Below are 24713 nucleotides of genomic sequence, written 5' to 3'. Positions count from 1 at the left end.
GTCCGCCTCATTCGTTTTTTCATACGGCAGTAAGGGGGAGCGGCTGATGGCCGACTTCGTGGACCACGTCGTCCTGCACATCAAGGCGGGTGACGGGGGCAACGGCTGCGCCTCCATCCACCGGGAGAAGTTCAAGCCGCTCGGCGGGCCCGACGGCGGCAACGGCGGGCGCGGCGGCGACGTCATCCTGGAGGTGGATCCCAACACTTCCACCCTGCTGGAGTATCACCACCGTCCGCACCGCCGCGCGGGCAACGGCAAGCAGGGCATGGGCTCCAACCGGGACGGCGCCAACGGCGAGGACATCGTCCTGCCCGTGCCCAACGGCACGGTCGTGAAGGACGCCAGGACCGGCGAGGTGCTGGTCGACCTCGTCGGCTCCGGCACCCGTTATGTGGCCGCGCAGGGCGGCTTCGGCGGCCTCGGCAACGCCGCGCTCGCCAACGCCAAGCGCAAGGCCCCCGGCTTCGCGCTGCTGGGCGAGCCGGGTGACGAGGCCGAGATCGTGCTCGAACTCAAGACCGTCGCCGACGTGGCGCTGGTCGGGTTCCCCAACGCGGGCAAGTCGTCGCTGATCGCGGCGCTCTCCGCGGCCCGCCCCAAGATCGCCGACTATCCGTTCACCACGCTCATCCCCAACCTGGGCGTGGTGACGGCGGGCGAGACGGTCTTCACGGTCGCCGACGTGCCGGGGCTCATCCCGGGGGCGTCCGAGGGCCGGGGCCTCGGTCACGAGTTCCTGCGGCACGTCGAGCGCTGCTCGACGATCGTGCACGTGCTCGACTGCGCGACGATCGAGCCGGGGCGCGACCCGGTCACCGACTTCGAGGTGATCGAGGCCGAGCTCGCGGCGTACGGCTCGTTGCAGGACCGGCCGCGGCTGGTCGCGCTCAACAAGGTGGACGTCCCCGACGGACGTGACCTGGCCGACATCGTCACGCCCATGCTGGAGGAGCGCGGACTGCGCGTCTTCGAGATCTCCGCGGCCAGCCACGAGGGCCTGCGGCCCCTGGCGTACGCGATGGCGGAGATGGTGGCCGCCGCCCGGGCGCAGGCCCCGGTGGAGGAGCCCACCCGGCTGGTCATCCGGCCCAGGCAGCTCGGCGAGACCGGCTTCGCCGTACGCAGGATCGACGAGAACCGTTTCCAGGTGACCGGCGAGAAGCCCGAGCGGTGGATCCGCCAGACCGACTTCTCCAACGACGAGGCCGTCGGCTATCTGGCCGACCGGCTCGAACGGCTCGGCGTCGAGGAGGAGCTGATCAAGGCCGGTGCGACGGCCGGCGCCGAGGTGATCATCGGCCCGATGGAGGGCGGCTACGTCTTCGACTGGCAGCCGTCGCATGGCACCGGGGCGACCATGGGACCGCGTGGCACCGACGCCAGACTCGGCTGATCGGGAGCCGGAGTGGGAGAGGGCGTGACAGGCAGGGAACGGATCCGCGAGGCCGCGCGGCTGGTGGTCAAGGTGGGGTCGTCGTCGCTGACGACGCCCCGGGGCACGATCGACGTCGACCGGGTGGACGCGCTGGTCGACGTGCTGGCGGCCCGGCGTACGGCCGGCACGCAGATCGTGCTCGTGTCGTCCGGCGCGATCGCCGCCGGGCTGGGGCCGTTGGGACTGCGCGACCGGCCCAGGGACCTGGCCACGCAGCAGGCGGCGGCCTCGGTGGGGCAGGGGGTGCTGGTCGCCCGCTACACCTCGTCGTTCGCCAGGTATGGCCTGCGCGTGGGGCAGGTGCTGCTGACCGCCGACGACATGATGCGCCGGTCGCACCACCGCAACGCGCAGCGGGCGCTGGCCCGGCTGCTCGAGCTGGGCATCATGCCCGTCGTCAACGAGAACGACACGGTGGCCACCGACGAGATCCGGTTCGGCGACAACGACCGGCTGGCCGCGCTGGTCGCCCACCTGATCCACGCCGACGGGCTGGTGCTGCTGTCGGACGTCGACGCGCTGTATGACGGCGACCCCCGCAAGGACGGCGCGACACGCATCGCCGAGGTCCGCGGGCCGGAAGACCTCGAAGGCGTCGAGCTGGGCACCTCCGGCCGGGTCGGCACCGGCGGCATGATCACCAAGGTGGAGGCCGCCCGCATCGCCACCGGGGCGGGTGTCCCGGTCGTGCTCACGGCGGCGGCGCACGCGGCCCAGGCGCTCGCCGGGGCCGACATCGGCACGTGCTTCCACCCGGGCGGCCGCCACCCCGGCACCCGGCTGCTGTGGCTCGCCCACGCGACGACCGGCCGGGGCCGCCTCTACCTGGACGCCGGCGCCGTCGAGGCCGTCGTACGGCGGCGCAAGTCGCTGCTGCCGGCCGGTGTGGTGAAGGTCGAGGGCGACTTCGCGGCGGGCGACCCGGTGGACGTGTGCGGGCCGTCCGGCGATCGGGTCGCCCGCGGCCTGGTGAACTACGACGCGGGGGAGATCCCGGAGTTACTCGGCCGATCCACCCGGGAGCTGGCGAACACACTCGGCCCGGAATATCGGCGCGAGCTGATCCACCGGGACGACATGGTCATATTGGAGCCCACAATTCGTGACGGAGCGCGAGGCAATGTCTGAGGCAGAGGAATTCCTGAAGGTCGCACGGGCGGCGAGAGACGCCGCGACGGTGCTCGCGCCGATGCCGCGCGCGCCGAAGGACGCGGCGCTGCGTGCCGTGGCCGACGCCCTGGAGGCCGCCACGGACGAGATCGTCGCGGCCAACGCCGTGGACGTGGACCGGGCCAGGGAGAACGGCACCTCCGAGGCGATGATCGATCGGCTGCGGCTCGACGCCGGCCGGATCGCCGCGATCGCGGCGGCCGTCCGCCAGGTCGCCGACCTGCCCGACCCGGTCGGTGAGGTCGTGCGCGGCAGCACACTGCCCAACGGCCTGGAGCTGCGTCAGGTGCGGGTGCCGCTCGGCGTCATCGGCATCATCTACGAGGGCCGGCCCAACGTGACCGTGGACGCGGCCGCGCTGTGCCTCAAGAGCGGCAACGGCGTGCTGCTGCGCGGGTCGTCCAGCGCGTACTCCTCCAACACGGCGCTGGTGCGGGTCATGCAGGAGGCACTGGCCGCGACCGAGGTGCCGGCGGACGCCGTGCAGCTCGTGCCGGGGCAGACCCGAGAGTCGGTCAAGCACCTGATGCGCGCCCGCGGGCTGGTCGACGTGCTGATCCCGCGCGGCGGCGCCTCGCTGATCAACAGCGTGGTCGAGGAGTCGACCGTGCCGGTGATCGAGACGGGCGTGGGCAACTGCCACGTGTACGTGGACGCCGACGCCGACATCGACACCGCACTGAAGATCCTGGTGAACGCCAAGGCGCAGCGGCCATCGGTGTGCAACGCGGCCGAGACCGTGCTCGTGCACGCCGCCATCGCCGACGCGTTCGTGCCCAGGGCCCTGACGGCGCTGAAGGACGCGGGCGTGACCGTCCACGGGGACGAGCGGGTGCGGGCCTACGGCGCCGACGTCGTGGCCGCCACCGAGGAGGACTTCACCAGCGAGTACCTTTCGCTCGACATCGCCGCCGCCGTCGTCGACTCGCTGGACGACGCGGTCGCGCACATCCGCAGGTATGGCTCGGCCCACACCGACGCCATCGTGACCCGCTCCCAGCAGGCCGCCCGCAGGTTCGTGGCGACCGTGGACTCGGCGGCGGTCGCCGTGAACGCCTCGACCCGGTTCACCGACGGCGGGGAGTTCGGCTTCGGGGCGGAGATCGGCATCTCCACCCAGAAGCTGCACGCCCGGGGCCCGATGGGACTGCCGGAGCTCACCTCCACCAAGTGGATCTACACCGGCGAGGGCCACGTACGCGTGTGACCGCCGGCCGCGGGTGAGCCGGGGACGCGAGCCGAGGCCCGCGTCCCCGGCCCCGTGGGACCGCAGTGCCGCCTCCACAGTGCCGCGTCTGGGCCGCGTCTGGGCCGCGTCCGTGGCGGCGGGCGCGGCAGGTTTTCGGGCCGGCGGCCCTATCAGCTTCCGGTCTGTCCGCGCCATCGGTTTTATCGCGATCGGACGGCGCGCCTCCGCCTGTTCGGACGGCCGGACCGCTATGGTTGGCGCTCCTATGGCTGGACGTCTCGGGCGGGTCGGCCCCTACGCGCTGCTGGAGCGGCTGGGCCGGGGTGGCATGGGTGAGGTGTACCTCGCCGTCGGCCGCCGGGGCGACCGCGTCGCGCTGAAGATGCTGCGCGACCCCATCGAGAACGATCCCGACGCCCGATTACGGCTCGAACGCGAGGTGCGGGCGCTGCGCCGGGTCGAGAGCCCGTACGTCGCCCAGGTGCTCGACGCCGACCTGTCGGGTGACCGGCCGTACCTCGTCATGGACTACATCGAGGGGGAGAACCTCCTCGACGCCGTACGGCGGCACGGGCCGCTGCCCGAGTCTCGGCTCATCACGCTGGCGCAGGGCCTCGCGTCGGCTCTGGCGATCATCCACGCGGGCGGGATCGTGCATCGCGACGTCAAGCCGGCCAACGTCCTGCTGGGCGAGGACGGGCCGGTGCTGATCGACTTCGGCATCGCCCAGGTGCTCGACGCGACGCGGGTCACGATGACCGGCACGTTCCTCGGCACGCCCGGCTACTGCGCCCCCGAGGTCTTCGCCGAGGAGACCGTGGGGGCGCCCGCCGACGTGCACGGCTGGGCCGCCACGGTGGCGTTCGCCGCCACCGGACGGCCGACCTTCGGCCGGGGCACCGCCGAGTCGCAGATGTACGCGGTGCTGAACGGCAAGGCCGATCTGGTGGGGGTGCCTGCCGCGCTGCTGCCGCTCGTGCGCGCCGCCCTGCACCGCGACCCCGCCCGCCGCCCGACGGCCGCGCTGCTGGCCGACCGGCTGTCGCGGCTCGCACGGGTCGCCGGGGAGTCGTCCCGCGCGCCGGGCGAGCCGTCCGCCGCCGAGACCACCACGCGTACGGCGATGGAGGCGGCACGGGCCCGCGCCGCGTCCGACGCCAAGCCGGGCGCGAAGACGGGCACGAAACCGGACGCGAAGGCGGGGGTCAGGAAGGCGGCCAAACCGGAGGACAAGCCGGTCAGGAAGGGCGCCGAGACCACGGCGCGGGAGCCGGCGACGGCGGCCGAGCGGGCCGCCCGGCGCGGCGGCCCCGCCGCCCGGCCCCGGCGGGTGAAGGCGGCCACGGCACTCGCCACCGCGCCGGAGGGGGCGCCGGAAGGGGCGCTCGGCATCCCGACAGGGAACGCGGCCCTGGTGCTGGTCGCGCTGCTCGCCGTGCCGTGCGTGGTGGTGTCGGTGGTCTATCCGCTCGCGACCTTCGCGATCACGGCGGCCCTCGCGGTGGTGATCAGGGCGGTGTGGACCAGTCACTGGCTCGTACGGCGCCGCAAACCCGGCCGGGCCCGGGCCTGCCTGCGCGCGCTGGCGTTCCCGCTCACGCTGGCCGGTTCGGTGTTGTCGGCCGTCGCGTGGCCGGGGCTGCCCGCGGCCGCGGTGGCGTTCGCGGGGCTGTGGGCGATCTCCGGGGGACGTCTGGAGCCCGAGTGGTGGTCTCGGCCGGTGCTCGTGACGATCGCCGGGATCGCGTTCGGCGTCGTCAGCGGCGCGATCATCGGCCGGGAGATCGAGCGCGCGGGTGCGGCGATTCCCGGCCTGCGGAGGGAGGGCCTGCGCGCGCTCGCCGTCCTGGGCGGGTTCGTCGCGCTCTGCGCCGCCGCCGTCCGCGCCGTGGCGTTCTTCTTCTGACGGCTTCTGACAGCTTCTGACGGCCTTCCGACGACTGTGGAAGGCCCGCCGCGGTGCACACACGGCTCGTCCGGGCGGGCCTACCCGGCGCCCGCCCCGGTGCCTGTCCCTGGAGCCCGGGCTCCGGGCCCGGTCACGGTGGTCAGTTCTCGCGGCGGGCGAAGCGGTTGAAGATGCGCTCGCCGGCGTGGACCGCGCCCTCGGCGACGTCGCGCAACACGCCGATGAACGGGTCCTGCGACTGCGCCCACGACTCGCGGTAGGAGTTGGCCGCCGCCTTGATCTCGTCGGTGAGGCGGGCGTTGGCGTCGTCCTCGCGGCGGGGGTAGGTGCCGGCGATGATCCGGTCGTACTCTCCGCTGCGCCGCCAGCGGTCGAGCTCGGCGACGCGGCTCACCGCGAACGGGTGGGTCGTGCCGAGCATGTTGAGGACCTTGAGCAGGCCGTCGCGCACGTCGCCCGCGGTGTCGTACTCCCTGGCCTGGTCGAGGAACGCCTCGATGTTCATCTCGTGCAGGCGGGAGCCGCCGGCGAGCTTCATGAGCGCCCGCAGCGCGGCGTCGGGGTCCTGCCCGGCGAGCAGGCCGCCGCGGTCGGCGGACATCTCCGCCTTGCGCTGCCACTCCTCCAGGGCGGCGACGATGACCCGCAGGCCGATGTAGCCGAGCGGGATCCAGGCCACCCGGGTGGCCAGGCGGGTCAGGATCGCGAGCATCGTGCCGTAGACGGCGTGGCCCGACAGGATGTGCGAGGTCTCGTGGCCGATGACGAAGCGCAGCTCCTCGTCGTCCATGAGGTCGAGCAGCCCGGTCGAGACGATGATGAACGGCTCGTCGAAACCGATCGCCATCGCGTACGCCTTCGGGTCCTGCTGCACGTAGATCTCGGGGATCCGGTGCAGGTCGAGGATGTAGGCGCTGTCGCGGCCCATGTCGTGCAGGGCGCGAAACTGGGTGTCGGTCGTGCGCACCGCGGAGGCCAGGAACATGAGGCGGAGCCGGCGCTCGCTGAACAGGCCGGACGTCCGCTTGAGCACCGCGTCGAATCCGGACAGCGACCGCATCGCGACGAGGGCGGAACGATCGGCGGGGTGTTCGTAGGCTCGCGAGCTGATGCCGGGCAGCTGCACGCGATTGCGATCGGGAGTGGTCATGTTCCGCATGCTATGTCTCACGGGCCGGACGCGCGCGGGCACAGCGGGGCGCCCGGGCCGTCACGGGAGGGCCGGTTTCCCGGTTGGTCCGGTAGGGGCGTTATCGTCCGTTCCATGCGTAACGGGACGGCGATCCGGCGACTGGGCGTGATGGGCGGGACCTTCGACCCGATCCACCACGGTCACCTGGTGGCGGCCAGCGAGGTGGCCCACCACTTCAACCTGGACGAGGTGGTGTTCGTCCCGACAGGTCAGCCCTGGCAGAAGGCCGAGCAGACCGTGTCCTCGTCCGAGGACCGCTATCTCATGACGGTGATCGCCACCGCGTCGAACCCGCGCTTCTCGGTCAGCCGGGTGGACATCGACCGGCCGGGCCCCACGTACACGATCGACACGCTGCGTGACATCTCCGCCGCGTACGGCCCGGACGTGGAGCTCTACTTCATCACCGGCGCCGACGCGCTCGCGCAGATCCTTAGCTGGCGCGACGCCGACGAGCTGTTCACGATCGCGCACTTCGTCGGCTGCACCCGGCCCGGCCACACGCTCCAGGACCCCGGCCTGCCGGCGGGCAAGGTCAGCCTGATCGAGATCCCGGCGCTGGCGATCTCCTCCTCCGAGTGCCGCGACCGGGTGGCCGCCGGGGAGCCCATCTGGTATCTCGTCCCCGACGGCATCGTGCAGTACATCAACAAGCGGCGCTTGTATCGCGATCCGGAGTCGTGACGGCCCGGCGCGGTCTCCGCCGGGCGTACGCCGCGGCGAGCGCGCCGGCGAACGCCGCGGCCCACAGCACCGGGCGGTAGGAGGTCAGGGCGAGGAGCCCGGCGCCGAGCGCCATCCCCACGGCGGTCGGGACGAACAGCACGGTGTTGGCGGTCGCCGAGACGGTGGCCAGCAGGTCGCGGGGTGCGATCCGCTGCACGGCGGTGAGGGCGGCGACCAGCACCCAGGGCAGCCCCAGCCCGGACAGCAGGCCCGCCGCCGCCACGACGGGCGTCGAGGGGAGGGCCCGCAGCGCCACCGAGGCGGCGTACAGGAGCCCTCCGGCGGCGGCCAGCCGCGCCTCGCCGGCCCGGCGCAGCAGCGGCCCCGCGATCATGCCGCCGAGCACCGTGCCGCCGCCCTGGATCGCGGACAGCACGCCGGTGAAGCCGGGCTCCTGGTGCAGGCCGTGATCGACGACGGCGAAGACCAGCGCCCCGTTGACGCCGGAGACCAGCATCAGCGCGGCCCCGGACAGCATGAGGCGGCCCAGGAGCGGGTCGCGGAACAGGAAGCGCGCCCCCTCCGCCGTCCGGGCCGCCCAGCCGCGCGTCACGCGGGCGCGTCGCACGGGGGCGGCCGGCAGGCGCAGCGTGCCGAGCAGCCACGCGCCGGCCGCGAACGTGGCCGCGTCGAGCGCGACCACCGCGTCGCCGCCCGCGACGGCGAACAGCCCGGCGCCCAGCAGCGGCGCGGCGAGGCGCGTGCCTTCCGACGCGCTCATGCGCAGCCCGTTGACCCCGGCCAGCAGGGTCTCCGGCACGGCGTCGGGCAGGACGGCCGCCTCCGCCGCGTCGAGCACGACGAAGCTCACGCCGTACAGCTGGAGCACCGCGAACACCAGCCAGACCTGCGCGGGGGAGCGGACCAGGAACAGCAGGCAGAGCGCCGCGCCCATCACGACGTTCGTCCAGACGAGCACGGGCCGGGCGCCGAGGACGTCGACCACCGCGCCGAGCGCGGGCCCGGCCACGCTTCCTGGACGCCGCCGGGCTGACCGAGCTGGCCGACGTACGGGTCCGGCGCGGAGGCAGGGAGCGCCGCTATCGGGCGGCGGGAGGCACGCCGCTGACCGAGCAGAGGGACGGCTTCCCGCTGCTCGCCGAGGCGCTGGCGCAGTCGCTGCGCGAGCGGGCCGGGCGGCGCCGCGCGGACGAGGAGGGGGTCACGGCCGACGCCGAGCTGTGGGTCGAGCCGGAGCTGTGGCACGACGTACGCGGCAGGATCCTCGCCGCGATCGTGGACCTGCACGAGGGCGCGGCGGCCCCGCGCACACCGGGGACGATCCGGGTCGGCGCGACGGTCGCCGCCTTTCCCATGACGGAATCCACGGGCACCGAAGGACGTTGAACCCCTGATCCCGGGCATAACACCGGAATGACAGGGTGTGCCGGTAGGGTCTCCCCGGGAAAGCCGGTTGTACGGGGCACGCGGACTGTGCACCCTGGAATGACACTGTGCACCCTGGAAGAACCCGTCAACGGAGGACAGAACCGAATCGTGACAGCATCCGAGAGATCGATCCAGCTCGTGCGCGTGGCGGCCGAGGCAGCCGCGGAGAAGCTGGCCGACGACATCATCGCCTATGACGTGAGCGACCAGCTCGTCATCACCGACGCCTTCCTCCTCTGCTCCGCGTCCAACGACCGGCAGGTGCGCGCGGTCGTCGACGAGATCGAGGAGCGCCTGCGCGTGGAGGCCGACGCCAAACCCGTACGCCGCGAGGGGGAGCGGGAGGGCCGCTGGGTCCTGCTCGACTACCTCGACATCGTGGTGCACGTGCAGCACGAGGAGGACCGCAACTTCTACGCGCTGGAGCGCCTGTGGAAGGACTGCCCGTCCATCGAGCTGCCGGAGAGCGTCAAGCGGGTCGCCGCCCAGCGCGGGCACGGGGCGGCCCGGTGACGAACGCGATCATCGGAGCGGCGCGATGAGCCGCCGCGTCGTCTGCCTGCGGCACGGGCAGACGCTGTGGAACGTCGAGAAGCGCTTCCAGGGGCACACCGACATCGCACTGGACGAGACCGGCATCGCGCAGGCGGCCCGGGCGGCCTCCCTGCTCGCGGCCCTGCGGCCGACCATGCTCGTCTCCTCGGACCTGCGGCGCGCGTACGACACCGCCTCGGCCCTCGGCCGGCTCACCGGCCTCGACGTGTCGGTCGACAAGGACCTGCGCGAGCGCGGCGGCGGCGAGTGGGAGGGCCTGACCCGCGACGAGATCAGGGCGGGCTGGCCGGTCGAATACGAGGCGTGGGAGGCCCCGGGCGGCGAGGACGTGGGGCACGTCGCCGACCGGGTCGCCGACGCGATCGGGCGCTGGGCGGCCCGCCTCGACGACGACGGCCTGCTGGTCGTCGCCTCGCACGGCGCCGCGCTGCGGCTCGGCATCTGCCGGCTGCTCGGGCTGCCGCAGGAACTGTGGTCGGCGCTGGGCGGCCTCGGCAACTGCTCGTGGTCGGTGCTTGAAGAGGGCCGCCGGGGCTGGCGGCTGCTGGAGCACAACGCGGGCACGCTGCCCGAGCCGGTCAGCAGCGACGACAGCCCGGCCGCCACCGCGGACGGCTGAGACGCGTGTGACCGGTGACGATTAGGTAAACGGATGGGCATACCTATATGCTCTCCGAGCGCCGCGCCGGGAACACCCGGAGCGGTGGCAAGGGGCTATAGCGCAGCTGGTAGCGCACTTCCATGGCATGGAAGGGGTCTGGGGTTCGAATCCCCATAGCTCCACCCTTCATCCGGTGAGTTATCCGGCGGGCAGCGGGCTGCGGCGAGCGCCGCGTGGCGTGGACCAGGCCGCTTACGGCGCAGATCGGGACCAGCGCCGGATACCGCGGCACGGAGAACGCGAACCACAGCTCGCCCACGACTGCCTCGCCCAGCGCCGCCGGCGAGGCGGCGGCGATCGACGTGCCGAGCGGCGCGCCCGCACCCGTCACCGCCGGCGTCGCCTGCAGCGTCTGAGGATCAGAGGCTCTTGAGATAGGCGAGCGACGGCATGAAGAAGTATTCGCCGCCCTTCATGGTCACGGTCTGGGGGACCTGGCGCTGCGGGGCGCTGAGCTTGGTGCTGTTCCACGCCTTCGGGTAGCGCACCTTGACGTCCCGCTTGCCCTGGCCGATCACGGGATCGTGGCCGGTGCCCTCGTCAGGGAAGCCGGGGTTGTCGGCCCAGGTCTGCTGGGTGAACTCGAACTGGCCCTGCAGGCTGGCGTTGAACGCCATGAACAGCAGGCCCACCCCGCCGGTCGGCCGGGCCGCCGGGGGCGCGTCGTCCCACGGCGTGTCGGTGCGCCTGCCGTACGTCTGGCCGCGCCGGGCCATCATCACGCCGAGCGTGCGCTCCAGGCCGCCGTCCCGGGAGTCACGGGGGTTTGCCTTGCGGATGTGCGCGCCGACCGGGCACTTGGCGCCGGGGTCGTCGCGGTAGCTGAAGTCGTTCTGCACAGGGTGGCCCTCGGAGCTGGGCCTGCCGTGCAGCCGCAGCGGCGTGCCGTTGCGGAACCGGCCGACCAGCATCGCGCCCGCGAGCGGCCGGTCGTCTCCCTTCAGGCCGAGCGCGTCGGCGAGGGCCTCCTCGGCCTCGCGGAACGCGCGGACGTTCTGCTCCAGCTTGCGCAGCACGAGGTAGCTGCCGAAGTGGCGGGCCGGGCGGGGAGCGAGGGGATCGGGGACGAGCACGTGGCTCAGCGGGAAGAAGGGATTCCAGTTGGCGCCGGACTCGGCGGCCACCTGGTCGGCGAGGAACAGCGGCTGGCTGCGGCCGTCCACGTAGCCGAAGTGCTCGATGCCCCGCCCCTGCGCGTCGCGCAGGCCCTCGCCCTTCTCCTCGCCGACGATCTTCGCGGTCTTCGGCAGCAGCGCGAGGACACGCTTGCGGGTGGCGGCGACCGGCTCGGGCGCGGCGTCGCCGATCAGCACGATCGCGTGGATCTCCTCCTGGTAGTGCTTCTCCCAGGCGCTCACCGCCGGGTCGTTCAACGTGTCCTTGCGCCGCTTCATCCCCGATTTGAACGCGTTGTCGGTGAATCGGGTGGTCGAGTGGCCCAGTTTCAGATAGCCGATTTTGCTGATGCCGACGCCCACGTACGGCGTGCCGGGTTTCTTCGTGCGGTTGAACGCGCGGACCTCCTCCAGGTGCTTCCTGGCCGATTTCATGAGCGGCACCAGGGAGCGCAGGAAGCGCCTGCCGTCCGGGCCGTCGCCGAAGTGCACGAGGAGCAGGGACACGCTCTCCCGCACGTGCGCCTGGAGGATGTTCGGCTGCAGGTTGTCGAGCATGACCTTGGTGTCGGCGTCGAGTTTCGCCGAATCCCAGGCGAGCGGTTTGGCGTTGGACAGGTCGACAGGCATGTCGAATCCTTCCCCGTAGTGGAAATGTCGGGCCCCCACCCGATAAGAGCCATCATTCACGGAAAATGTTCTACGTAAAGGGAAATTCGCCAGGCGACGCCGGATACGTACACGGCTCCTGTCTCGCGCGTGCTCGGCCGGGCAGGCCTATTTCGCACCATCGGGGTAGTCGAGCGGTCATGACGAAGAGACGGCCTGTCGGCGTTGAAGAAGAGTTCCTTGTCGTCGATCTCGAGACCCGGCGGCTGACGCCGTTGGCGGAGTCGATGCTGGAGCGGCTGCCGGACGAGGGGTTCGCGGCCGAGCTGCAGCGCTCGGTGGTGGAGACCAACAGCACCCCGATGGAGGACCTGGGCGACGTGCGGGCCGAGATCGTGCGGCTGCGCCAGGGGCTCGTGTCCGCCGGTGAGCCGCTGGGGGTGGGCGTGATCGCCTCCGGCAGCACTCCGATCACCGGCATCGAGGGCTACACGTTCACGCCCGGGGAGCGCTACGAGTACCTGCAGGAGTCCTACCGGTTCCTCGCCCAGGAGCAGCTCATCTGCGGGGCGCAGGTGCACGTGGAGATCGACGACAGGGACGTGGCGGTGCTCGCCGCCCAGCGCGTGGAGGCGTGGCTCCCTCCGCTGCTCGCGCTCAGCGCCAGCTCGCCCTACTGGATGGACGAGGACAGCGGATATGCCAGCAGCCGCGCGCTGACCTGGCAGCGCTGGCCGACCGCGGGCCCGCTCGGGCCGTTCGCCGACGCCGCCGACTATGACAGGACGGCCGATGACCTGGTGGCCTCCGGCGTCATCGAGGACCGCGGCATGGTCTATTTCGACCTGCGGCTCAGCGCCCACGTGCCGACGGTGGAGATGCGCATCTGCGACTCCTGCCCGCTCGCGGACGACGTGGTGCTGCTCGCGGGTCTCTTCCGCGCCCTCATGACGAGGGAGACCGAGGCCGTGGAGCGGGGTGAGCCGCCGGCCGGCGAGCAGCGCCTTGCGCTGCTGCGGGCGGCCAACTGGCGGGCGGCCCGCGACGGGCTGGAGGGCGACCTGCTGTCGCCGGTGACGAGCAGGCCCGAACCGGCCCCGCGGCTCATCACGTGGATGCTGGAGGAGCTGCGGCCGACCCTGGAGGAGCTGGGCGACTGGGAGATCGTCTCGGGGCTCGCCGACGCGGCGCTGCGCCGGGGCAGCTCCGCCTCGCGCCAGCGGGGGGCGTACGCGGTCAAGGGGAAGCCCGAGGACGCGGTCGACCTGCTCCTCGCCGAGACCCGACGGCGCTAGGCGGCGCCGGGAGGCCGTGCGGCGGGGCGGGCGCGGGGGCCGATACCCTACTGGCCATGTCTGTGATCCCCGCCCCGAGCGCGGCATGAACGGCGCCTACTCGGGCTGGCTGATCGGCGCCGCCCTGGTGCTCGCACTGGTCAGCGTGATCACCGCCGTACGGAACCGGCCGATGGGGCCGGTGCTGCTGGCCGGGCTCGGGCTGCTCGAACTCGCCGTGCTCGCGCAGGCGGCCTTCGCGCTCGCCGATCTCGGCCACGTGACGGAGAAGGCGACCTTCATCGGCTACCTGCTGGGCACCGTGGTGATCCCGCCCGCCGCCATGTGGTGGGGCCGGGCGGAGCGCACACGCTGGGGCCCCGGGGTCATCACCGTGGCCGCCTTCACCGTCGCCGTCATGACCGGGCGGCTGCTGCAGATCTGGAACGCGGGCGCATGAGTGCTCACTCCGGGCAGGACCGGGGCGGCGAGGCCGTGCGCTCCGGGCCGGGACGCGTGCTCGTCGCCGTTTACGGCATCTTCGCGCTGGCCGCGACCTCACGCGCCGCCGTGCAGATCGCCACGAGATTCGCCGAGGCGCCGCTGGCGTACGTGCTGTCGGCGTTCGCCGGGGTGGTCTACATCGTGCTCACGGTGGCGCTGGCCCGCGGCGCACGGCGCGTCGCGGTCGCCGCCTGCGTGGTCGAGCTGGCCGGGGTGCTGGTCGTCGGCACGCTGAGCCTGGCCGACTCCGCCGCGTTTCCGCAGGCCACCGTGTGGTCCGGGTACGGCAGTGGCTACGGCTTCGTGCCGCTCGCGCTGCCCGTGATCGGCCTGCTGTGGCTGCTGCGCGGCGTGCGGCGTTCGTAGAACTTCTCCCAGGCTGGAACAAATGAGAGCGATGAGGGCTTTGGTATGGTGTCAATCGTAGGATGACCGGATGAGGGGAGATGTTGCGGCGATGAGTGCCGTCGTGACGCGGAGGGGCGTGCTCGCGTTGCGAGCACACGGCGGATCGATGGCGTGGCTGATCGCCGGGGGCATCGCCCTCGCCGCGTTGAACCTGCGTACCGCGGTGACCAGCGTGGGGACCGTGCTCGACCAGGTGAGCGCGGGGCTGGGCCTGTCGGCGGCGATGACCGGGCTGCTCACCACCCTGCCGGTGATGAGCTTCGCCCTGTTCGGCGCGCTGACGCCGGCCATGTCGCGCAGGATGGGGGAGCAGCGGCTGCTGCTCGGGGCGATCGTCCTGCTCGCGGCGGGCCAGGCCGCGCGCGCCCTCGCCGACTCCGCCGTGCCGTTCATGGCGGCCAGCGCCGTCGCGCTGGCGGGCGGCGCGGTCGGCAACGTCGTCATCCCCGCGCTGATCAAGAGGCACTTCCCCCGGCGGGCGGGGGCGATGACCACCGTCTACTCGACGGCCCTCGCGGCCGGGACGATGGTCGCCGCCGCCGCGACCGTTCCCGTGCAGCAGGCCGCGGGAGGCAACTGGCACGTGGCACTCGGGGTGTGGGCGGCTCTGGCCGCCGTGGCCGCGATTCCGTGGCTCGCGCTCAGGCGCGGTGAGCCGGAGCGGCGCGACACATCCGTGAGGGCCGGAGCCGACGGCCTCCTGCGCAGCAGGCTCGCCTGGGCCGTGGCCGGATATTTCGGCTCGCAGTCGCTCATCGCGTACGTGATGTTCGGCTGGCTGCCCCTGCTGCTGCGGGACAACGGCTACACCGCCGGGGAGGCCGGCCTGGTCCTCGCCGTGTTCACCGGGCTCGGGATCCCCGTCTCCATGGCGGTGCCCGCCCTGGCGACCCGGTTGTCCGGCCAGCGCCCGCTGGTGATCGCCTTCTCGGTCCTGTACGCGGCCGGCTTCGCGGGCCTGCTCACCGGGCACGCGCTGTGGGCGTGGTCGATCCTCGTGGCCGTCGGCGGGGGCACCTTCCCGCTCGCGCTGGCGATGCTGGCCATGCGGACCCGCACGCCGGCGGGCACCGCCGCGCTGTCGGCCTTCGGGCAGAGCGCCGGATATCTCATCGCCGGCGCGGGACCGATCACGTTCGGCCTGCTCCACCAGGTGAGCGGCGGGTGGGCGCTGCCGTTCGTGCTGCTGTTCGCGGCGCTCGCCGTACAGGTGGTGACCGGCTGGTACGCGGCGGCCGACCGCACCCTCGAAGACGAGACCCCGCCCGTGCCCGCCGGGGGCCGGGACGACCACGTCTCGCGGGGCGTGCGCGACCTGGTCACGGGACAGGCGCGCCGGCCGGCCGGCAAGGCGCGGCACGCGCGGACGGGCGACGGGGGCAAGGCGGCCCGGCCACGGCTGGCCCGCCCGGCCGGGCGGCACGAGGGGCGCCGCAGGTCGCCCTGCCCCTGAGGCCGCCGGGTTTACCTCCATCTCTCAGGGCAGGCGTAGTGCGGCAACCCACGAGAGAAGGAGAAGGCATGAGCTCGATCGAGCAGTCAGTCGACGTGAATGTCCCGATCCACACGGCGTACAACCAGTGGACGCAGTTCGAGAGCTTCCCGGAGTTCATGGAGGGCGTGGAGTCGGTCAAGCAGATCGGCGACACGCGCACCGACTGGGTCGTCGAGATCGCGGGCGTCCGCCGCGAGTTCGAGGCGGAGATCACCGAGCAGCACCCCGACGAGAGGGTGGCCTGGCGCTCGGTGGACACGCCGCGGCAGGCCGGCGTCGTGACCTTCCACCGGATCGGCGGCGACACGACGCGCGCCACGCTGCAGATGGAGTACGACCCCGAGGGCTTCCTGGAGAAGGCGGCCGACGCCCTGCAGATCGTCCGCATGCGGGTCAAGGGCGACCTGGAGCGTTTCAAGACGTTCATCGAGACGCGCGGCGGCGAGACCGGCGGCTGGCGCGGCGAGGTCCCCGGCCCGCACCAGCAGGACGACACGGGCCGCGCTCCCGGCGCCGGCGGCACGGGTTATGACATCGGCGAGCCGATGCCGCCCCGCACCGTGAACCCCGAGTATCCGCGCGAGACGCCGCTGCCGCCGCCCGGCACCGGCCCGGTCCCGCCCGCTCCCGGCACGGGCCCCGCTCCCGGCACCGGTCCGGTGCCGCCGCGGGACACGCCCGGTCCGGTGATCTGATCCGATGCAGTCAGGCCCGTCTCCCGAAAGGAGACAGGCCTGTTATTTCCGAGAAATCGGAAATTTATTTTGTCCTGATATGATGGACGAGATATATTGTAGCCTCACGGGCGTATCCGCCAATCTCAATGAAAGGCATATCGCCCGTGTGTTACGAGCCCGACGCCGTGCCGCCCGTCTGCGGTTCTCCGATCACGACCGTCACGTCCGAACGCATCGTGCTGACCTCGGCCGACGGCGCGAACTTCGCGGCCTTCCTGTCCCGTCCCGGCCGGGTGTCCGGCTCCGCGGTGCTCGTCCTACCGGACAATCGCGGTTTGTCGGGGTTCTACGAGCGCCTCACCGAACGGCTCGCCGAGCAGGGCCACACCGCGCTCGCCATCGACTATTTCGGGCGTACGGCCGGGACCGATCCGAGGCCCGATGACTTCCCCTTCATGGAGCACCTGGGCAAGGCGCACCGGGACGGGCTGTTCGCCGACATCGCCGCCGGCGCCGCGCACCTGCGGGCCGAAGGAGGTGAGGACGTGGTGTCCCTCGGCTTCTGCTTCGGCGGGAGGCTCGCGTTCATGACGGCCAGGCCCGCCTTCGGATTCGCCGGGGTGATCGGTCTCTACGGATATCCGGACGTGCTCTTCGGCAACCCCGGCCCCACCCAGACGGCGGGCGAGCTGCGCGGGCCGATCCTGGGCCTGTTCGGCGGCGCGGACGAGGGCATCTCCGCCGAGGTGGTGAGCGCGTTCGATGAGGCGCTGGAGGGCGCCGGGGTGGCGCACGAGTTCGTCACCTATCCGGGAGCGCCGCACAGCTTCTTCGAGCTGGGCCGCCCGGAGCTCGCGGAGGCCTGCGCCGACGCCTGGTCGCGCATCCTCGGCTTCGTGAAGCGGACAGCCCGAGGCGACCTGACCTCGCCTCGGGCTGCCACGATGTAAGACTAAGCCTTCCGCGTCCCGTCACGCGCACCGGCACCCCCGAAAGTGCCCAAATGGTGATGCGGACGGCCGTGCGGACACGTTACGGTGCCCGCGTGACATTGATCGTCTCTCCACCCCCCGCCCGCTAGCGGGCGGCGCCATCCGGTGAGCCGGGCCTGGGCGGCCCGGCCGGTGGCCCCTGCCCGCCTGCGGGAATCGGGCCCACCTCACTGGAGAGACGTCGATGAACCATGCTCCAGCCCTGTCCGTACGGCAGGGCCTTGTCTACGTGTCCACCGCCGCGGTCGCCTGGGGAACCGGGGGAGCGGCGGGGGCGCTGCTGCACGGTGCGGGACAGCTGAGTCCCGTCGCCGTGTCGTTCTGGCGCTTCGCCTGCGGCGCGGTGCTCCTGCTCGCCGTCGCCCGCAGCCGGCCCTCCTGGCGGGTGGTGCTGCTCGTCGGCCCGGCGATGGCGGTGTGCCAGGCGGCCTACTTCGCGGCCATCGCCGAGGCCGGTGTCGCGGTCGCCACCATGATCACGATGGGCGCGGCTCCGCTCCTGGTGGCGGCCGGCGGCCGGATCTTTCTGGGCGAACGGCTGGGCCGCACCGGCCTCGGGTGCGCCGCGCTCGCCGTCGCGGGTCTCGCCATGCTCACGGGCGGCGCGCAGACCGTCACCCCGGCCGGAGCCGGCTACTCGCTGCTGTCTGCGGCGGCCTACTCCTGCGTCACCCTCACGACCCGCCGGATGCCCGCCGACGGCGTGGCAGTGTGGGGGTTCGCCGGGGGCGCGGCCTGCCTGCTGCCGCTCGCCGCGTCCGGGGGGCTGCTGCCCGCCGGGCACACCGTGACCAGCATGGTGACCAGCGTGCTGCTGCTCGGCTATCTGGCGGCCGTGCCGACGGCCCTCGCGTACGGGCTGTTCTTCGCGGGGCTGCGCGTCGTCGGCGGCACCACGGCGGCGGTCCTCTCCCTGCTCGAACCACTCGTCGCCGCCGTCATCGGCATCGTGCTGCTGGGGGAGAGGATGTCCACCGTACAGGTGGGCGGGGCGATGGTGCTCCTGTGCGCCCTCGCCTGGCTCGCCAGGGGGGAACTTCGTGACGCTCCGCACCAACACAAGGGGAGCGGGAGCTGTTAGCGATACCATGAGCTGGGCACGTGCGCACACGTGGTCGCCAGGCGGAACGTTCCTCACCGGGCTCGTGACGCACAGTGATCACCGTTGTGGTGGCGCGGCCCGCTGTTATCGCAATCACTCAGGAAACCTGACCAGAATGAGCGGGGCGCGGCGGATGACGAAGGTCCGGCCTGGAGAGAGCCCGACCGAACGCCCGAAGGCGGCGGTCATGGAGGACGTCGCGGAGCTGGCAGGAGTGTCGGCGATGACGGTGTCGAGAGTGCTGAACGCTCCGGAGAAGGTGCGCCCGGAGACCCGGGCGCGCGTCCTCGCGGCGGTCCGCGAGCTCGACTACCGGCCCAACTCGGCGGCGCGGGTCCTCGTGACCGGCCGCTCGGGTGTGCTGGGGGTCGTCTGCTTCGACACCACCCTGTACGGCCCGGCCTCCACGCTCTTCGGCATCGAGCAGGCGGCAAGGGACAGCGACTACCTGGTCAGCATCGCCAGCCTGCCCGCGCTCAACCGAAGCTGGATCACCCGGGGCATCGACCGCCTGCGGTCCCAGTCCGTGGACGGCGTCATCGTCGTCGCGCCGCACGAGTCGGCCGCCGAGGGGCTGCGCCACCTTCCCCAGGGGCTCCCGGTGGTCGACGTCGGCGGCGGAACGGACCTGCCGGTGCCGGTGCCGGTCGCGGCGGTGGACCAGTACGCCGGTGCCGCCCGCGCCACCCGCCATCTGCTCAGTCTGGGTCACCGTACGGTCTGGCACCTGTCGGGCCCGCCCAACTGGATCGACGCGAACGGCCGGGTGGCAGGCTGGCGGTCGGCGCTGGAGGCGGAGGGCAGGGAGGTGCCCGAGCCGCTGGTCGGCGACTGGACCGCCCACTCCGGCTACGAGATCGGCAAGCGGCTCGCCCGTGAGCCCGAGGTGACGGCGGTCTTCGTGGCCAACGACCACATGGCGATGGGCGTGCTGCGGGCCCTGCGGGAGGCGGGCAGGCGGGTCCCCGACGACGTGAGCGTCGTCGGGTTCGACGACGTCCCCGAGGCGGCCTACTTCTGGCCGCCGCTGACCACCGTGCGGCAGAACTTCGGCGAGGTCGGCCGGCAGGCGTTCCAGCTCCTGCTGGACTGCATCGCCGGGGTGGAGGGCGAGGCGCGGCGCATGGTGGAGCCCGAGCTCGTGGTGCGGGAGAGCACCGGCGTCAGGCCCTGAAGGAGGCCGCCGCGCCGGCCGCGATCGGCGTGCCGTTCCGCGCGGACAGTGCGGACAGCGCGAACAGGCCGACCTGCTCGACATCCGGCGCGGCGGTGACCCTGGACGCCTGGACCCAGGACGACGGCGCTGACGACGCCGCTCACGATGGCCGCCGATAAGGCCGGTGGCCAGGCCTTTCTGCTCATTCGAGGGGCACTCCGGGTGCTGTTAACGTTCTCATTACGAGATGGTTGCAAAGTGAGCGCTAACAACGGGGATTCGGCCATCAGTTAAGGGCTATGCGACATGTCCGTCAATAGCGTGTTACCAGGATGTGTCGGTGTGACCGGACCGTAATCCCTCATCGCCTTGACGGAGGGTCGTGTTAACGCTCACAGTCTTCCCAAGCAGTTGAGAGGAGCACCAGTGGGACCCAACGTCGACCGTCGCCCGCCCGTCATGGCCGACGTGGCCAGGCTGGCCGGAGTGTCGCATCAGACGGTCTCGCGGGTGCTCAACGACCATCCGAACGTCCGCGCCGAGACCCGCACCCGGGTCATGCGGGCCATCGACCAGCTCGGTTATCGTCGCAACCTCGTCGCCCGGGCCCTGGTCACCAAGCACTCGCGCACGCTGGGCGTGGTCAGCTTCGACACGACGCTGTACGGCCCGGCGAGCACGGTATACGGAATCGAGCAGGCGGCACGGGACGCCGGTTACTTCGTCAGCATCGTGAGCCTTCGGACCATCGACAGGGCCGGGGTCAACGACGCGATCGGCTACCTCGCCGAGCAAGGTGTGGACGGCATCGTCGTCGTCGCCCCGCAGCGGTCGGCGGCGCGGGCGCTCGACGACCTGCCGGCGGGCATGCCCGCCGTGGCCGTCGAGGGCTGGCATCAGGGCGAGGTCTCCGTGGTGAGCGTCGACCAGGTGGAGGGCGCCAGGCTGGCGACCTCGCACCTGCTCGACCTCGGGCACGAGACCGTCTGGCATGTCAGCGGCCCGGCGGACTGGCTGGAGGCCGAGGGGCGCATCGAGGGCTGGCGCGCGGTTCTGACCGCCGCGGGGCGGCCCATTCCCGGCATGCTGACCGGCGACTGGAGCCCGCGTTCGGGCTACCGGGCCGGCAAGGAGCTCGCCGCGATGGCCGGCGACGTCACCGCGGTGTTCGTCGCCAATGACCAGATGGCACTCGGCCTTCTGCGCGCGTTCACGGAGGAGGGGGTGAAGGTACCCGAGCAGATCAGCATCGTGGGCTTCGACGACATCCCTGAGTCGGAGTTCTTCTCCCCGCCGCTCACCACCATCCGACAGGACTTCGGGGCCGTAGGCAGGCGCAGCATCGACGTGCTGCTCCGGCAGATCGAGTCGGGCGAGGCGCTGCCCCACGAGCGTCTCGTCGTGCCTCCCCAGTTCGTGCTCAGGGGAAGCACGGCCGCGCGCTAGCCGTACGGAAACACATTGGATGAGCAGCGCTGCGCCCAAGGTGTTAGCGCTAACTTTAGAAAGGATCCCCCCCAAGTGTTGAAGAGGTTCTCGGCACTGATCCTGGCCGGTGCCACGGCCCTGACGATGGCCGGTTGCAGCAGCAGCGACGGCGGCGACTCGTCCGTCGGCGGCGGCGCCGACGACGGCAAGCTCGTGATGGGCTTCGCCCAGGTCGGCGCGGAAAGCGGTTGGCGCACCGCCAACACCAAGGACATCCAGGAGGCCGCGAAGGCCGCCGGAGTCGAGCTGAAGTTCTCCGACGCGCAGCAGAAGCAGGAGAACCAGATCAAGGCGATCCGGTCCTACATCCAGCAGAAGGTCGACGTGATCGCCTTCTCGCCGGTCGTCGAGTCGGGCTGGGACACCGTGCTCAAGGAGGCCCAGAACGCGAAGATCCCGGTCATCCTCACCGACCGGGCCGTGGACTCCAAGGACACCAGCCTGTACAAGACCTTCCTCGGCTCCGACTTCGTCGAGGAGGGCAAGAAGGCCGGTCAGTGGCTGGTCGACCAGTACAAGGACAGCAAGGACGACGTGAACATCGTCCAGCTTGAGGGCACCACCGGCTCCGCGCCCGCCAACGACCGCAAGTCCGGGTTCCAGGAGGTCATCTCCGCCGATCCGAAGTTCAAGATCATCGCTTCGCAGAGCGGCGACTTCACCCGCGCCAAGGGCAAGGAGGTCATGGAGGCCTTCCTGAAGTCCAACCCCGACATCGACGTGCTGTACGCGCACAACGACGACATGGGCCTCGGCGCCATCGAGGCGATCGAGGGCGCGGGCAAGGTCCCGGGCAAGGACATCAAGATCATCACTGTCGACGCGGTGCACGACGGCATGCAGGCCCTCGCCGACGGCAAGATCAACTTCATCGTCGAGTGCTCCCCGCTGCTCGGCACCCAGCTGATGGACCTCGCCAAGAAGGTCGTCGCCGGCGAGCAGGTGCCCCAGCGGGTGGTCACCGAGGAGACCACCTTCACCCAGGAGCAGGCCGCGGAGGCTCTGCCCAACCGTAAGTACTGATCGGGTTCCGGGCCGCCCCGCCACCGGGGCGGCCCGCCCCACGACGAGGCGAGGATCGAGAGACAGAGGAAGGGGCGCCGCATGGCCGCACCCGCGCCGATCCTGCGGATGAGCGGGATCGGCAAGCAGTTCCCCGGCGTGAAGGCACTGGACGGCGTCGACTTCCGGCTGCTTCCGGGCGAAGTCCACGCGCTGATGGGAGAGAACGGCGCCGGCAAGTCCACCTTGATCAAGGTGCTTACCGGCGTCTACGACATCGACGCGGGCGAGATCGAGCTGGAGGGCCGGCCGGTCGCCTTCTCCAGCCCTCTCGCCGCGCAGCAGGCGGGCATCAGCACCGTCTATCAGGAGGTCAACCTCTGCGCGAACCTGTCGGTGGCGGAGAACATCTTCATCGGCCGTGAGCCCCGCCGCTTCGGCCGCATCCAGTGGAAGGCGATGCGCCGCCGGGCCGAGGAGATCCTCGCCCGGCTCGAGCTCGATCTCGACGTGTCGGCGCCCCTGTCGTCGTATTCGCTGGCGATCCAGCAGATGGTCGCGATCGCGCGGGCCGTCGACATCGACGCGAAGGTGCTCATCCTCGACGAGCCCACCTCCAGCCTCGACGCGGGCGAGGTCGCCCAGCTCTTCCGGGTGATGCGCAGGCTCAAGGAGCAGGGCATCGCGATCCTGTTCGTCTCGCACTTCCTCGACCAGATCTACGAGATCTCCGACCGGATGACGGTGCTGCGCAACGGGACGCTCGTGGGGGAGTACCTCACCAGCGAGCTGAGCCAGGTCGAGCTGATCGGCAAGATGATCGGCCGGGAGCTGGCCGACCTGGAGAAGCTGGAGGAGCGCCCGCCGGCCCGCGAGGGCGCCCCGCTGGTCGAGGCCGAGAAGCTGGGCCGCACCGGCGCCATCCAGCCGTTCACACTGACCATCCACGAGGGCGAGGTCGTCGGCCTCGCCGGGCTGCTCGGCTCGGGCCGTACGGAGATCGCCCGGCTGCTGTTCGGGGCCGACCACGCGGGCACGGGCTCTTTGAAGATCGACGGTGAGCCGGTCAACCTGCGTACGCCGCGATCCGCGGTCTCCCGGAAGCTGGCCTTCTGCTCGGAGAACCGGCGGGCCGAGGGGCTGATCCCCGACCTGACGGTGCGGGAGAACCTCGTCCTCGCCCTGCAGGCCTCCCGCGGCTGGACCCGGCCGATCCCGCGGCGCAGGCAGGACGAGCTGGTCGACAAGTACATCGCCGCGCTGAACATCCGCCCGGCCAACCCCGACCAGCTCATCAAGAACCTCAGCGGCGGCAACCAGCAGAAGGTGCTGCTGGCCCGCTGGCTCATCCTGGAGCCCCGCCTGCTCATCCTCGACGAGCCCACGCGCGGCATCGACGTCGGAGCCAAGGCCGAGATCCAGCGCCTGGTCGCCGAGCTGTCGGACGGCGGGATGGCCGTGCTGTTCATCTCCGCCGAGCTGGAGGAGGTGCTGCGGCTCAGCCACAGGGTCGGCGTGCTGCGCGACCGCCGGCTGGTCGCCGAGCTGGACAACGACGAGGGCCTGACCACCGACACTCTGACGGAGACGATCGCGAGCGGAGCCCGATCATGAGCCGGATCCTCAAGCACCGCCTGTTCTGGCCCGTGGTCGTCCTGGTCGCGCTGCTGGCGCTGAACCTCTTCTTCACCGACGGCTTCTTCAAGATCGAGATGAAGGAGGGGCACCTCTACGGCAGCCTCATCGACATCTTCCGGTTCGGCGCGCCTTTGATTCTGGTGTCGCTCGGCATGACGCTGGTCATCGCCACCAGCGGCATCGACCTGTCGGTCGGCTCGGTCGTGGCGATCGCCGGCGCGCTGGCCTGCCTGCGCATCAGCGGCCTGTCCGACCAGAACTCGGTGAGCGGTGTGCTCGGGGCCGTGGGCCTCGCGCTGGTGCTGTCGGTGGTCCTCGGCGCGTGGAACGGCTTCCTGGTCGCCGGCATCGGCATCCAGCCGATCATCGCGACGCTGATCCTGATGGTCGCCGGGCGCGGCCTGGCCCAGCTCATCACCGACGGCCAGATCACCACCGTCAACAGCTCGCCGTACAAGCTGATCGGTGGCGGCTACTGGCTGACGCTGCCGTTCGGGATCATCGTCGTGGCGGTCGTGCTCGCCCTCACCGCGTTCCTCACCCGGCGCCTGGCGCTCGGCCTGCTCATCGAGTCGGTCGGCGGCAACGCCGAGGCGAGCCGCCTGGCCGGCATCAGCGCCCGCGGCGTGCTCATGACGGTGTACGCGTTCTGCGGGCTGTGCGCCGGCATCGCGGGCCTGATGATCAGCTCGAACGTCTCCAGCGCCGACGGCAACAACGCCGGTCTGTGGATCGAGCTGGACGCGATCCTCGCCGTCGTCATCGGCGGCACCCCGCTGTCCGGCGGCCGGTTCTCGCTCAGCGGCACGGTGCTGGGCGCCCTCATCATCCAGACGCTGACCACCACGATCTACTCGATCGGCGTTCCGCCGGAGACGACGCTGCTGTTCAAGGCGCTCGTGGTGACGATCGTCTGCCTGATCCAGTCCCCGGCCTTCCGCACGAAGGTGTTCCACCGCCGCAGACGCCCGGTCACGGCGTCCCCGGCGCCCGAAGAGAAGGTGAGGGTCACGGCGTGACGGGC

Annotated in this window: 24 protein-coding genes and 1 tRNA gene; 21 read left to right on the top strand and 4 right to left on the bottom strand. The window is 71.6% G+C overall.

Annotation, left to right across the window (positions count from 1 at the left end):
• Positions 1-46 precede the first annotated feature (46 nt).
• The 4 genes from obgE to OHB01_RS39700 all read left to right on the top strand — a co-directional run bounded on the left by obgE (position 47) and on the right by OHB01_RS39700 (position 5703).
• Positions 47-1396 carry a GTPase ObgE gene (gene obgE / locus OHB01_RS39715; protein ID WP_142645840.1) on the top strand — a complete coding sequence of 450 codons (1350 nt, stop codon included), beginning with the start codon at positions 47-49 and terminating at the stop codon, positions 1394-1396.
• 24 nt (positions 1397-1420) lie between these two features.
• Positions 1421-2566: a glutamate 5-kinase gene (proB, locus tag OHB01_RS39710; protein WP_260617131.1), complete on the top strand. Its 1146-nt coding sequence runs from the start codon at positions 1421-1423 to the stop codon at positions 2564-2566.
• Positions 2559-3815 (top strand): glutamate-5-semialdehyde dehydrogenase, encoded by a 1257-nt coding sequence (locus tag OHB01_RS39705; RefSeq protein ID WP_147944830.1) that lies wholly within the window; start codon positions 2559-2561, stop codon positions 3813-3815. Before proB ends, OHB01_RS39705 begins: the two co-directional genes overlap by 8 nt.
• A 247-nt stretch (positions 3816-4062) precedes the next feature.
• On the top strand, positions 4063-5703 hold the full coding sequence (locus tag OHB01_RS39700) for a serine/threonine-protein kinase (RefSeq protein ID WP_328854753.1): 1641 nt from the start codon (positions 4063-4065) through the stop codon (positions 5701-5703).
• Positions 5704-5845: 142 nt separating this feature from the next.
• Here OHB01_RS39700 and OHB01_RS39695 read toward each other — a convergent pair whose 3' ends face one another.
• On the bottom strand, positions 5846-6856 hold the full coding sequence (locus tag OHB01_RS39695) for a M48 family metallopeptidase (protein ID WP_396688929.1): 1011 nt from the start codon (positions 6854-6856) through the stop codon (positions 5846-5848).
• A gap of 114 nt (positions 6857-6970) precedes the next feature.
• On the opposite strand from OHB01_RS39695, the gene nadD reads away from it, so the two are divergent.
• Positions 6971-7582, top strand: coding sequence for a nicotinate-nucleotide adenylyltransferase (gene nadD / locus OHB01_RS39690; RefSeq protein ID WP_185948925.1), 612 nt, complete (start codon positions 6971-6973; stop codon positions 7580-7582).
• On the opposite strand, the gene OHB01_RS39685 is transcribed toward nadD, so the two are convergent.
• Positions 7545-8594, bottom strand: a complete 1050-nt coding sequence (locus tag OHB01_RS39685) for an MFS transporter (RefSeq protein ID WP_328854752.1) — start codon at positions 8592-8594, stop codon at positions 7545-7547. The genes nadD and OHB01_RS39685 overlap by 38 nt on opposite strands.
• A 70-nt stretch (positions 8595-8664) precedes the next feature.
• On the bottom strand, positions 8665-8940 hold the full coding sequence (locus tag OHB01_RS39680) for a hypothetical protein (protein WP_328710737.1): 276 nt from the start codon (positions 8938-8940) through the stop codon (positions 8665-8667).
• Positions 8941-9121: 181 nt separating this feature from the next.
• On the opposite strand from OHB01_RS39680, the gene rsfS reads away from it, so the two are divergent.
• The 4 genes from rsfS to OHB01_RS39660 all read left to right on the top strand — a co-directional run bounded on the left by rsfS (position 9122) and on the right by OHB01_RS39660 (position 10585).
• A complete protein-coding gene (gene rsfS / locus OHB01_RS39675) occupies positions 9122-9526 on the top strand; it encodes a ribosome silencing factor (RefSeq protein ID WP_142645833.1) in 405 nt (134 codons plus the stop codon).
• Between the two features lie 25 nt (positions 9527-9551).
• Positions 9552-10187, top strand: a complete 636-nt coding sequence (locus OHB01_RS39670) for a histidine phosphatase family protein (RefSeq protein WP_142645832.1) — start codon at positions 9552-9554, stop codon at positions 10185-10187.
• A gap of 91 nt (positions 10188-10278) precedes the next feature.
• Positions 10279-10351, top strand: a tRNA-Ala gene (locus tag OHB01_RS39665).
• Positions 10352-10402: 51 nt separating this feature from the next.
• Positions 10403-10585, top strand: coding sequence for a hypothetical protein (locus tag OHB01_RS39660; RefSeq protein ID WP_147944826.1), 183 nt, complete (start codon positions 10403-10405; stop codon positions 10583-10585).
• A 3-nt stretch (positions 10586-10588) separates the two neighbouring features.
• On the opposite strand, the gene OHB01_RS39655 is transcribed toward OHB01_RS39660, so the two are convergent.
• Positions 10589-11974 (bottom strand): hypothetical protein, encoded by a 1386-nt coding sequence (locus tag OHB01_RS39655; RefSeq protein ID WP_328854751.1) that lies wholly within the window; start codon positions 11972-11974, stop codon positions 10589-10591.
• Between the two features lie 179 nt (positions 11975-12153).
• Between OHB01_RS39655 and OHB01_RS39650 the strand changes: the two genes are divergently transcribed.
• From OHB01_RS39650 to OHB01_RS39595, 12 genes are all read left to right on the top strand, one after another.
• Positions 12154-13248, top strand: coding sequence for a glutamate--cysteine ligase (locus OHB01_RS39650; RefSeq protein WP_328854750.1), 1095 nt, complete (start codon positions 12154-12156; stop codon positions 13246-13248).
• A gap of 85 nt (positions 13249-13333) precedes the next feature.
• Positions 13334-13687 carry a hypothetical protein gene (locus tag OHB01_RS39645; protein ID WP_142645828.1) on the top strand — a complete coding sequence of 118 codons (354 nt, stop codon included), beginning with the start codon at positions 13334-13336 and terminating at the stop codon, positions 13685-13687.
• Positions 13684-14097, top strand: coding sequence for a hypothetical protein (locus tag OHB01_RS39640; protein WP_142645827.1), 414 nt, complete (start codon positions 13684-13686; stop codon positions 14095-14097). The genes OHB01_RS39645 and OHB01_RS39640 overlap by 4 nt, the downstream gene beginning before the upstream one ends.
• Before the next feature lie 91 nt (positions 14098-14188).
• Positions 14189-15592, top strand: coding sequence for a CynX/NimT family MFS transporter (locus OHB01_RS39635; RefSeq protein ID WP_142645826.1), 1404 nt, complete (start codon positions 14189-14191; stop codon positions 15590-15592).
• A 68-nt stretch (positions 15593-15660) separates the two neighbouring features.
• Positions 15661-16329, top strand: a complete 669-nt coding sequence (locus OHB01_RS39630) for an SRPBCC family protein (RefSeq protein WP_328854749.1) — start codon at positions 15661-15663, stop codon at positions 16327-16329.
• A 146-nt stretch (positions 16330-16475) separates the two neighbouring features.
• The gene (locus OHB01_RS39625) at positions 16476-17261 is read left to right on the top strand and encodes a dienelactone hydrolase family protein (protein WP_142645824.1); all 786 of its coding nucleotides are present in this window, start codon (positions 16476-16478) and stop codon (positions 17259-17261) included.
• Positions 17262-17487: 226 nt separating this feature from the next.
• Entirely contained in the window at positions 17488-18384 is an 897-nt protein-coding gene (locus OHB01_RS39620; RefSeq protein ID WP_328854748.1) for a DMT family transporter, read from the top strand.
• A 136-nt stretch (positions 18385-18520) separates the two neighbouring features.
• A complete protein-coding gene (locus OHB01_RS39615) occupies positions 18521-19579 on the top strand; it encodes a LacI family DNA-binding transcriptional regulator (RefSeq protein WP_419197560.1) in 1059 nt (352 codons plus the stop codon).
• 441 nt (positions 19580-20020) lie between these two features.
• Positions 20021-21007 carry a LacI family DNA-binding transcriptional regulator gene (locus OHB01_RS39610; RefSeq protein ID WP_142645880.1) on the top strand — a complete coding sequence of 329 codons (987 nt, stop codon included), beginning with the start codon at positions 20021-20023 and terminating at the stop codon, positions 21005-21007.
• Between the two features lie 75 nt (positions 21008-21082).
• Positions 21083-22072: an ABC transporter substrate-binding protein gene (locus tag OHB01_RS39605; RefSeq protein WP_221889869.1), complete on the top strand. Its 990-nt coding sequence runs from the start codon at positions 21083-21085 to the stop codon at positions 22070-22072.
• A gap of 81 nt (positions 22073-22153) precedes the next feature.
• The gene (locus OHB01_RS39600) at positions 22154-23665 is read left to right on the top strand and encodes a sugar ABC transporter ATP-binding protein (protein WP_142645822.1); all 1512 of its coding nucleotides are present in this window, start codon (positions 22154-22156) and stop codon (positions 23663-23665) included.
• Positions 23662-24708: an ABC transporter permease gene (locus OHB01_RS39595; protein WP_142645821.1), complete on the top strand. Its 1047-nt coding sequence runs from the start codon at positions 23662-23664 to the stop codon at positions 24706-24708. The genes OHB01_RS39600 and OHB01_RS39595 overlap by 4 nt, the downstream gene beginning before the upstream one ends.
• The last annotated feature ends 5 nt before the right edge of the window (positions 24709-24713 follow it).

Source organism: Microbispora hainanensis, assembly GCF_036186745.1.
GTDB lineage: Bacteria > Actinomycetota > Actinomycetes > Streptosporangiales > Streptosporangiaceae > Microbispora.
The sequence above is the reverse complement of the archived record's forward strand: the minus strand, read 5'-3'. Positions and strand labels throughout refer to the sequence as shown.

Bases quoted from the DNA above. Each gene is read 5' to 3' on its own strand.
- OHB01_RS39615 (WP_419197560.1), top strand. From the start codon at position 18,521: ATGAGCGGGGCGCGGCGGATGACGAAGGTCCGGCCTGGAGAGAGCCCG.
- OHB01_RS39700 (WP_328854753.1), top strand. From the start codon at position 4,063: ATGGCTGGACGTCTCGGGCGGGTCGGCCCCTACGCGCTGCTGGAGCGG.
- obgE (WP_142645840.1), top strand. From the start codon at position 47: ATGGCCGACTTCGTGGACCACGTCGTCCTGCACATCAAGGCGGGTGAC.
- OHB01_RS39595 (WP_142645821.1), top strand. From the start codon at position 23,662: ATGAGCCGGATCCTCAAGCACCGCCTGTTCTGGCCCGTGGTCGTCCTG.
- OHB01_RS39695 (WP_396688929.1), bottom strand. From the start codon at position 6,856: ATGACCACTCCCGATCGCAATCGCGTGCAGCTGCCCGGCATCAGCTCG.
- OHB01_RS39680 (WP_328710737.1), bottom strand. From the start codon at position 8,940: ATGGGAAAGGCGGCGACCGTCGCGCCGACCCGGATCGTCCCCGGTGTG.
- OHB01_RS39670 (WP_142645832.1), top strand. From the start codon at position 9,552: ATGAGCCGCCGCGTCGTCTGCCTGCGGCACGGGCAGACGCTGTGGAAC.
- OHB01_RS39635 (WP_142645826.1), top strand. From the start codon at position 14,189: ATGAGTGCCGTCGTGACGCGGAGGGGCGTGCTCGCGTTGCGAGCACAC.
- OHB01_RS39655 (WP_328854751.1), bottom strand. From the start codon at position 11,974: ATGCCTGTCGACCTGTCCAACGCCAAACCGCTCGCCTGGGATTCGGCG.
- OHB01_RS39610 (WP_142645880.1), top strand. From the start codon at position 20,021: ATGGCCGACGTGGCCAGGCTGGCCGGAGTGTCGCATCAGACGGTCTCG.
- OHB01_RS39600 (WP_142645822.1), top strand. From the start codon at position 22,154: ATGGCCGCACCCGCGCCGATCCTGCGGATGAGCGGGATCGGCAAGCAG.
- OHB01_RS39650 (WP_328854750.1), top strand. From the start codon at position 12,154: ATGACGAAGAGACGGCCTGTCGGCGTTGAAGAAGAGTTCCTTGTCGTC.
- OHB01_RS39640 (WP_142645827.1), top strand. From the start codon at position 13,684: ATGAGTGCTCACTCCGGGCAGGACCGGGGCGGCGAGGCCGTGCGCTCC.
- OHB01_RS39705 (WP_147944830.1), top strand. From the start codon at position 2,559: ATGTCTGAGGCAGAGGAATTCCTGAAGGTCGCACGGGCGGCGAGAGAC.
- nadD (WP_185948925.1), top strand. From the start codon at position 6,971: ATGCGTAACGGGACGGCGATCCGGCGACTGGGCGTGATGGGCGGGACC.
- OHB01_RS39630 (WP_328854749.1), top strand. From the start codon at position 15,661: ATGAGCTCGATCGAGCAGTCAGTCGACGTGAATGTCCCGATCCACACG.
- OHB01_RS39620 (WP_328854748.1), top strand. From the start codon at position 17,488: ATGAACCATGCTCCAGCCCTGTCCGTACGGCAGGGCCTTGTCTACGTG.
- OHB01_RS39645 (WP_142645828.1), top strand. From the start codon at position 13,334: ATGAACGGCGCCTACTCGGGCTGGCTGATCGGCGCCGCCCTGGTGCTC.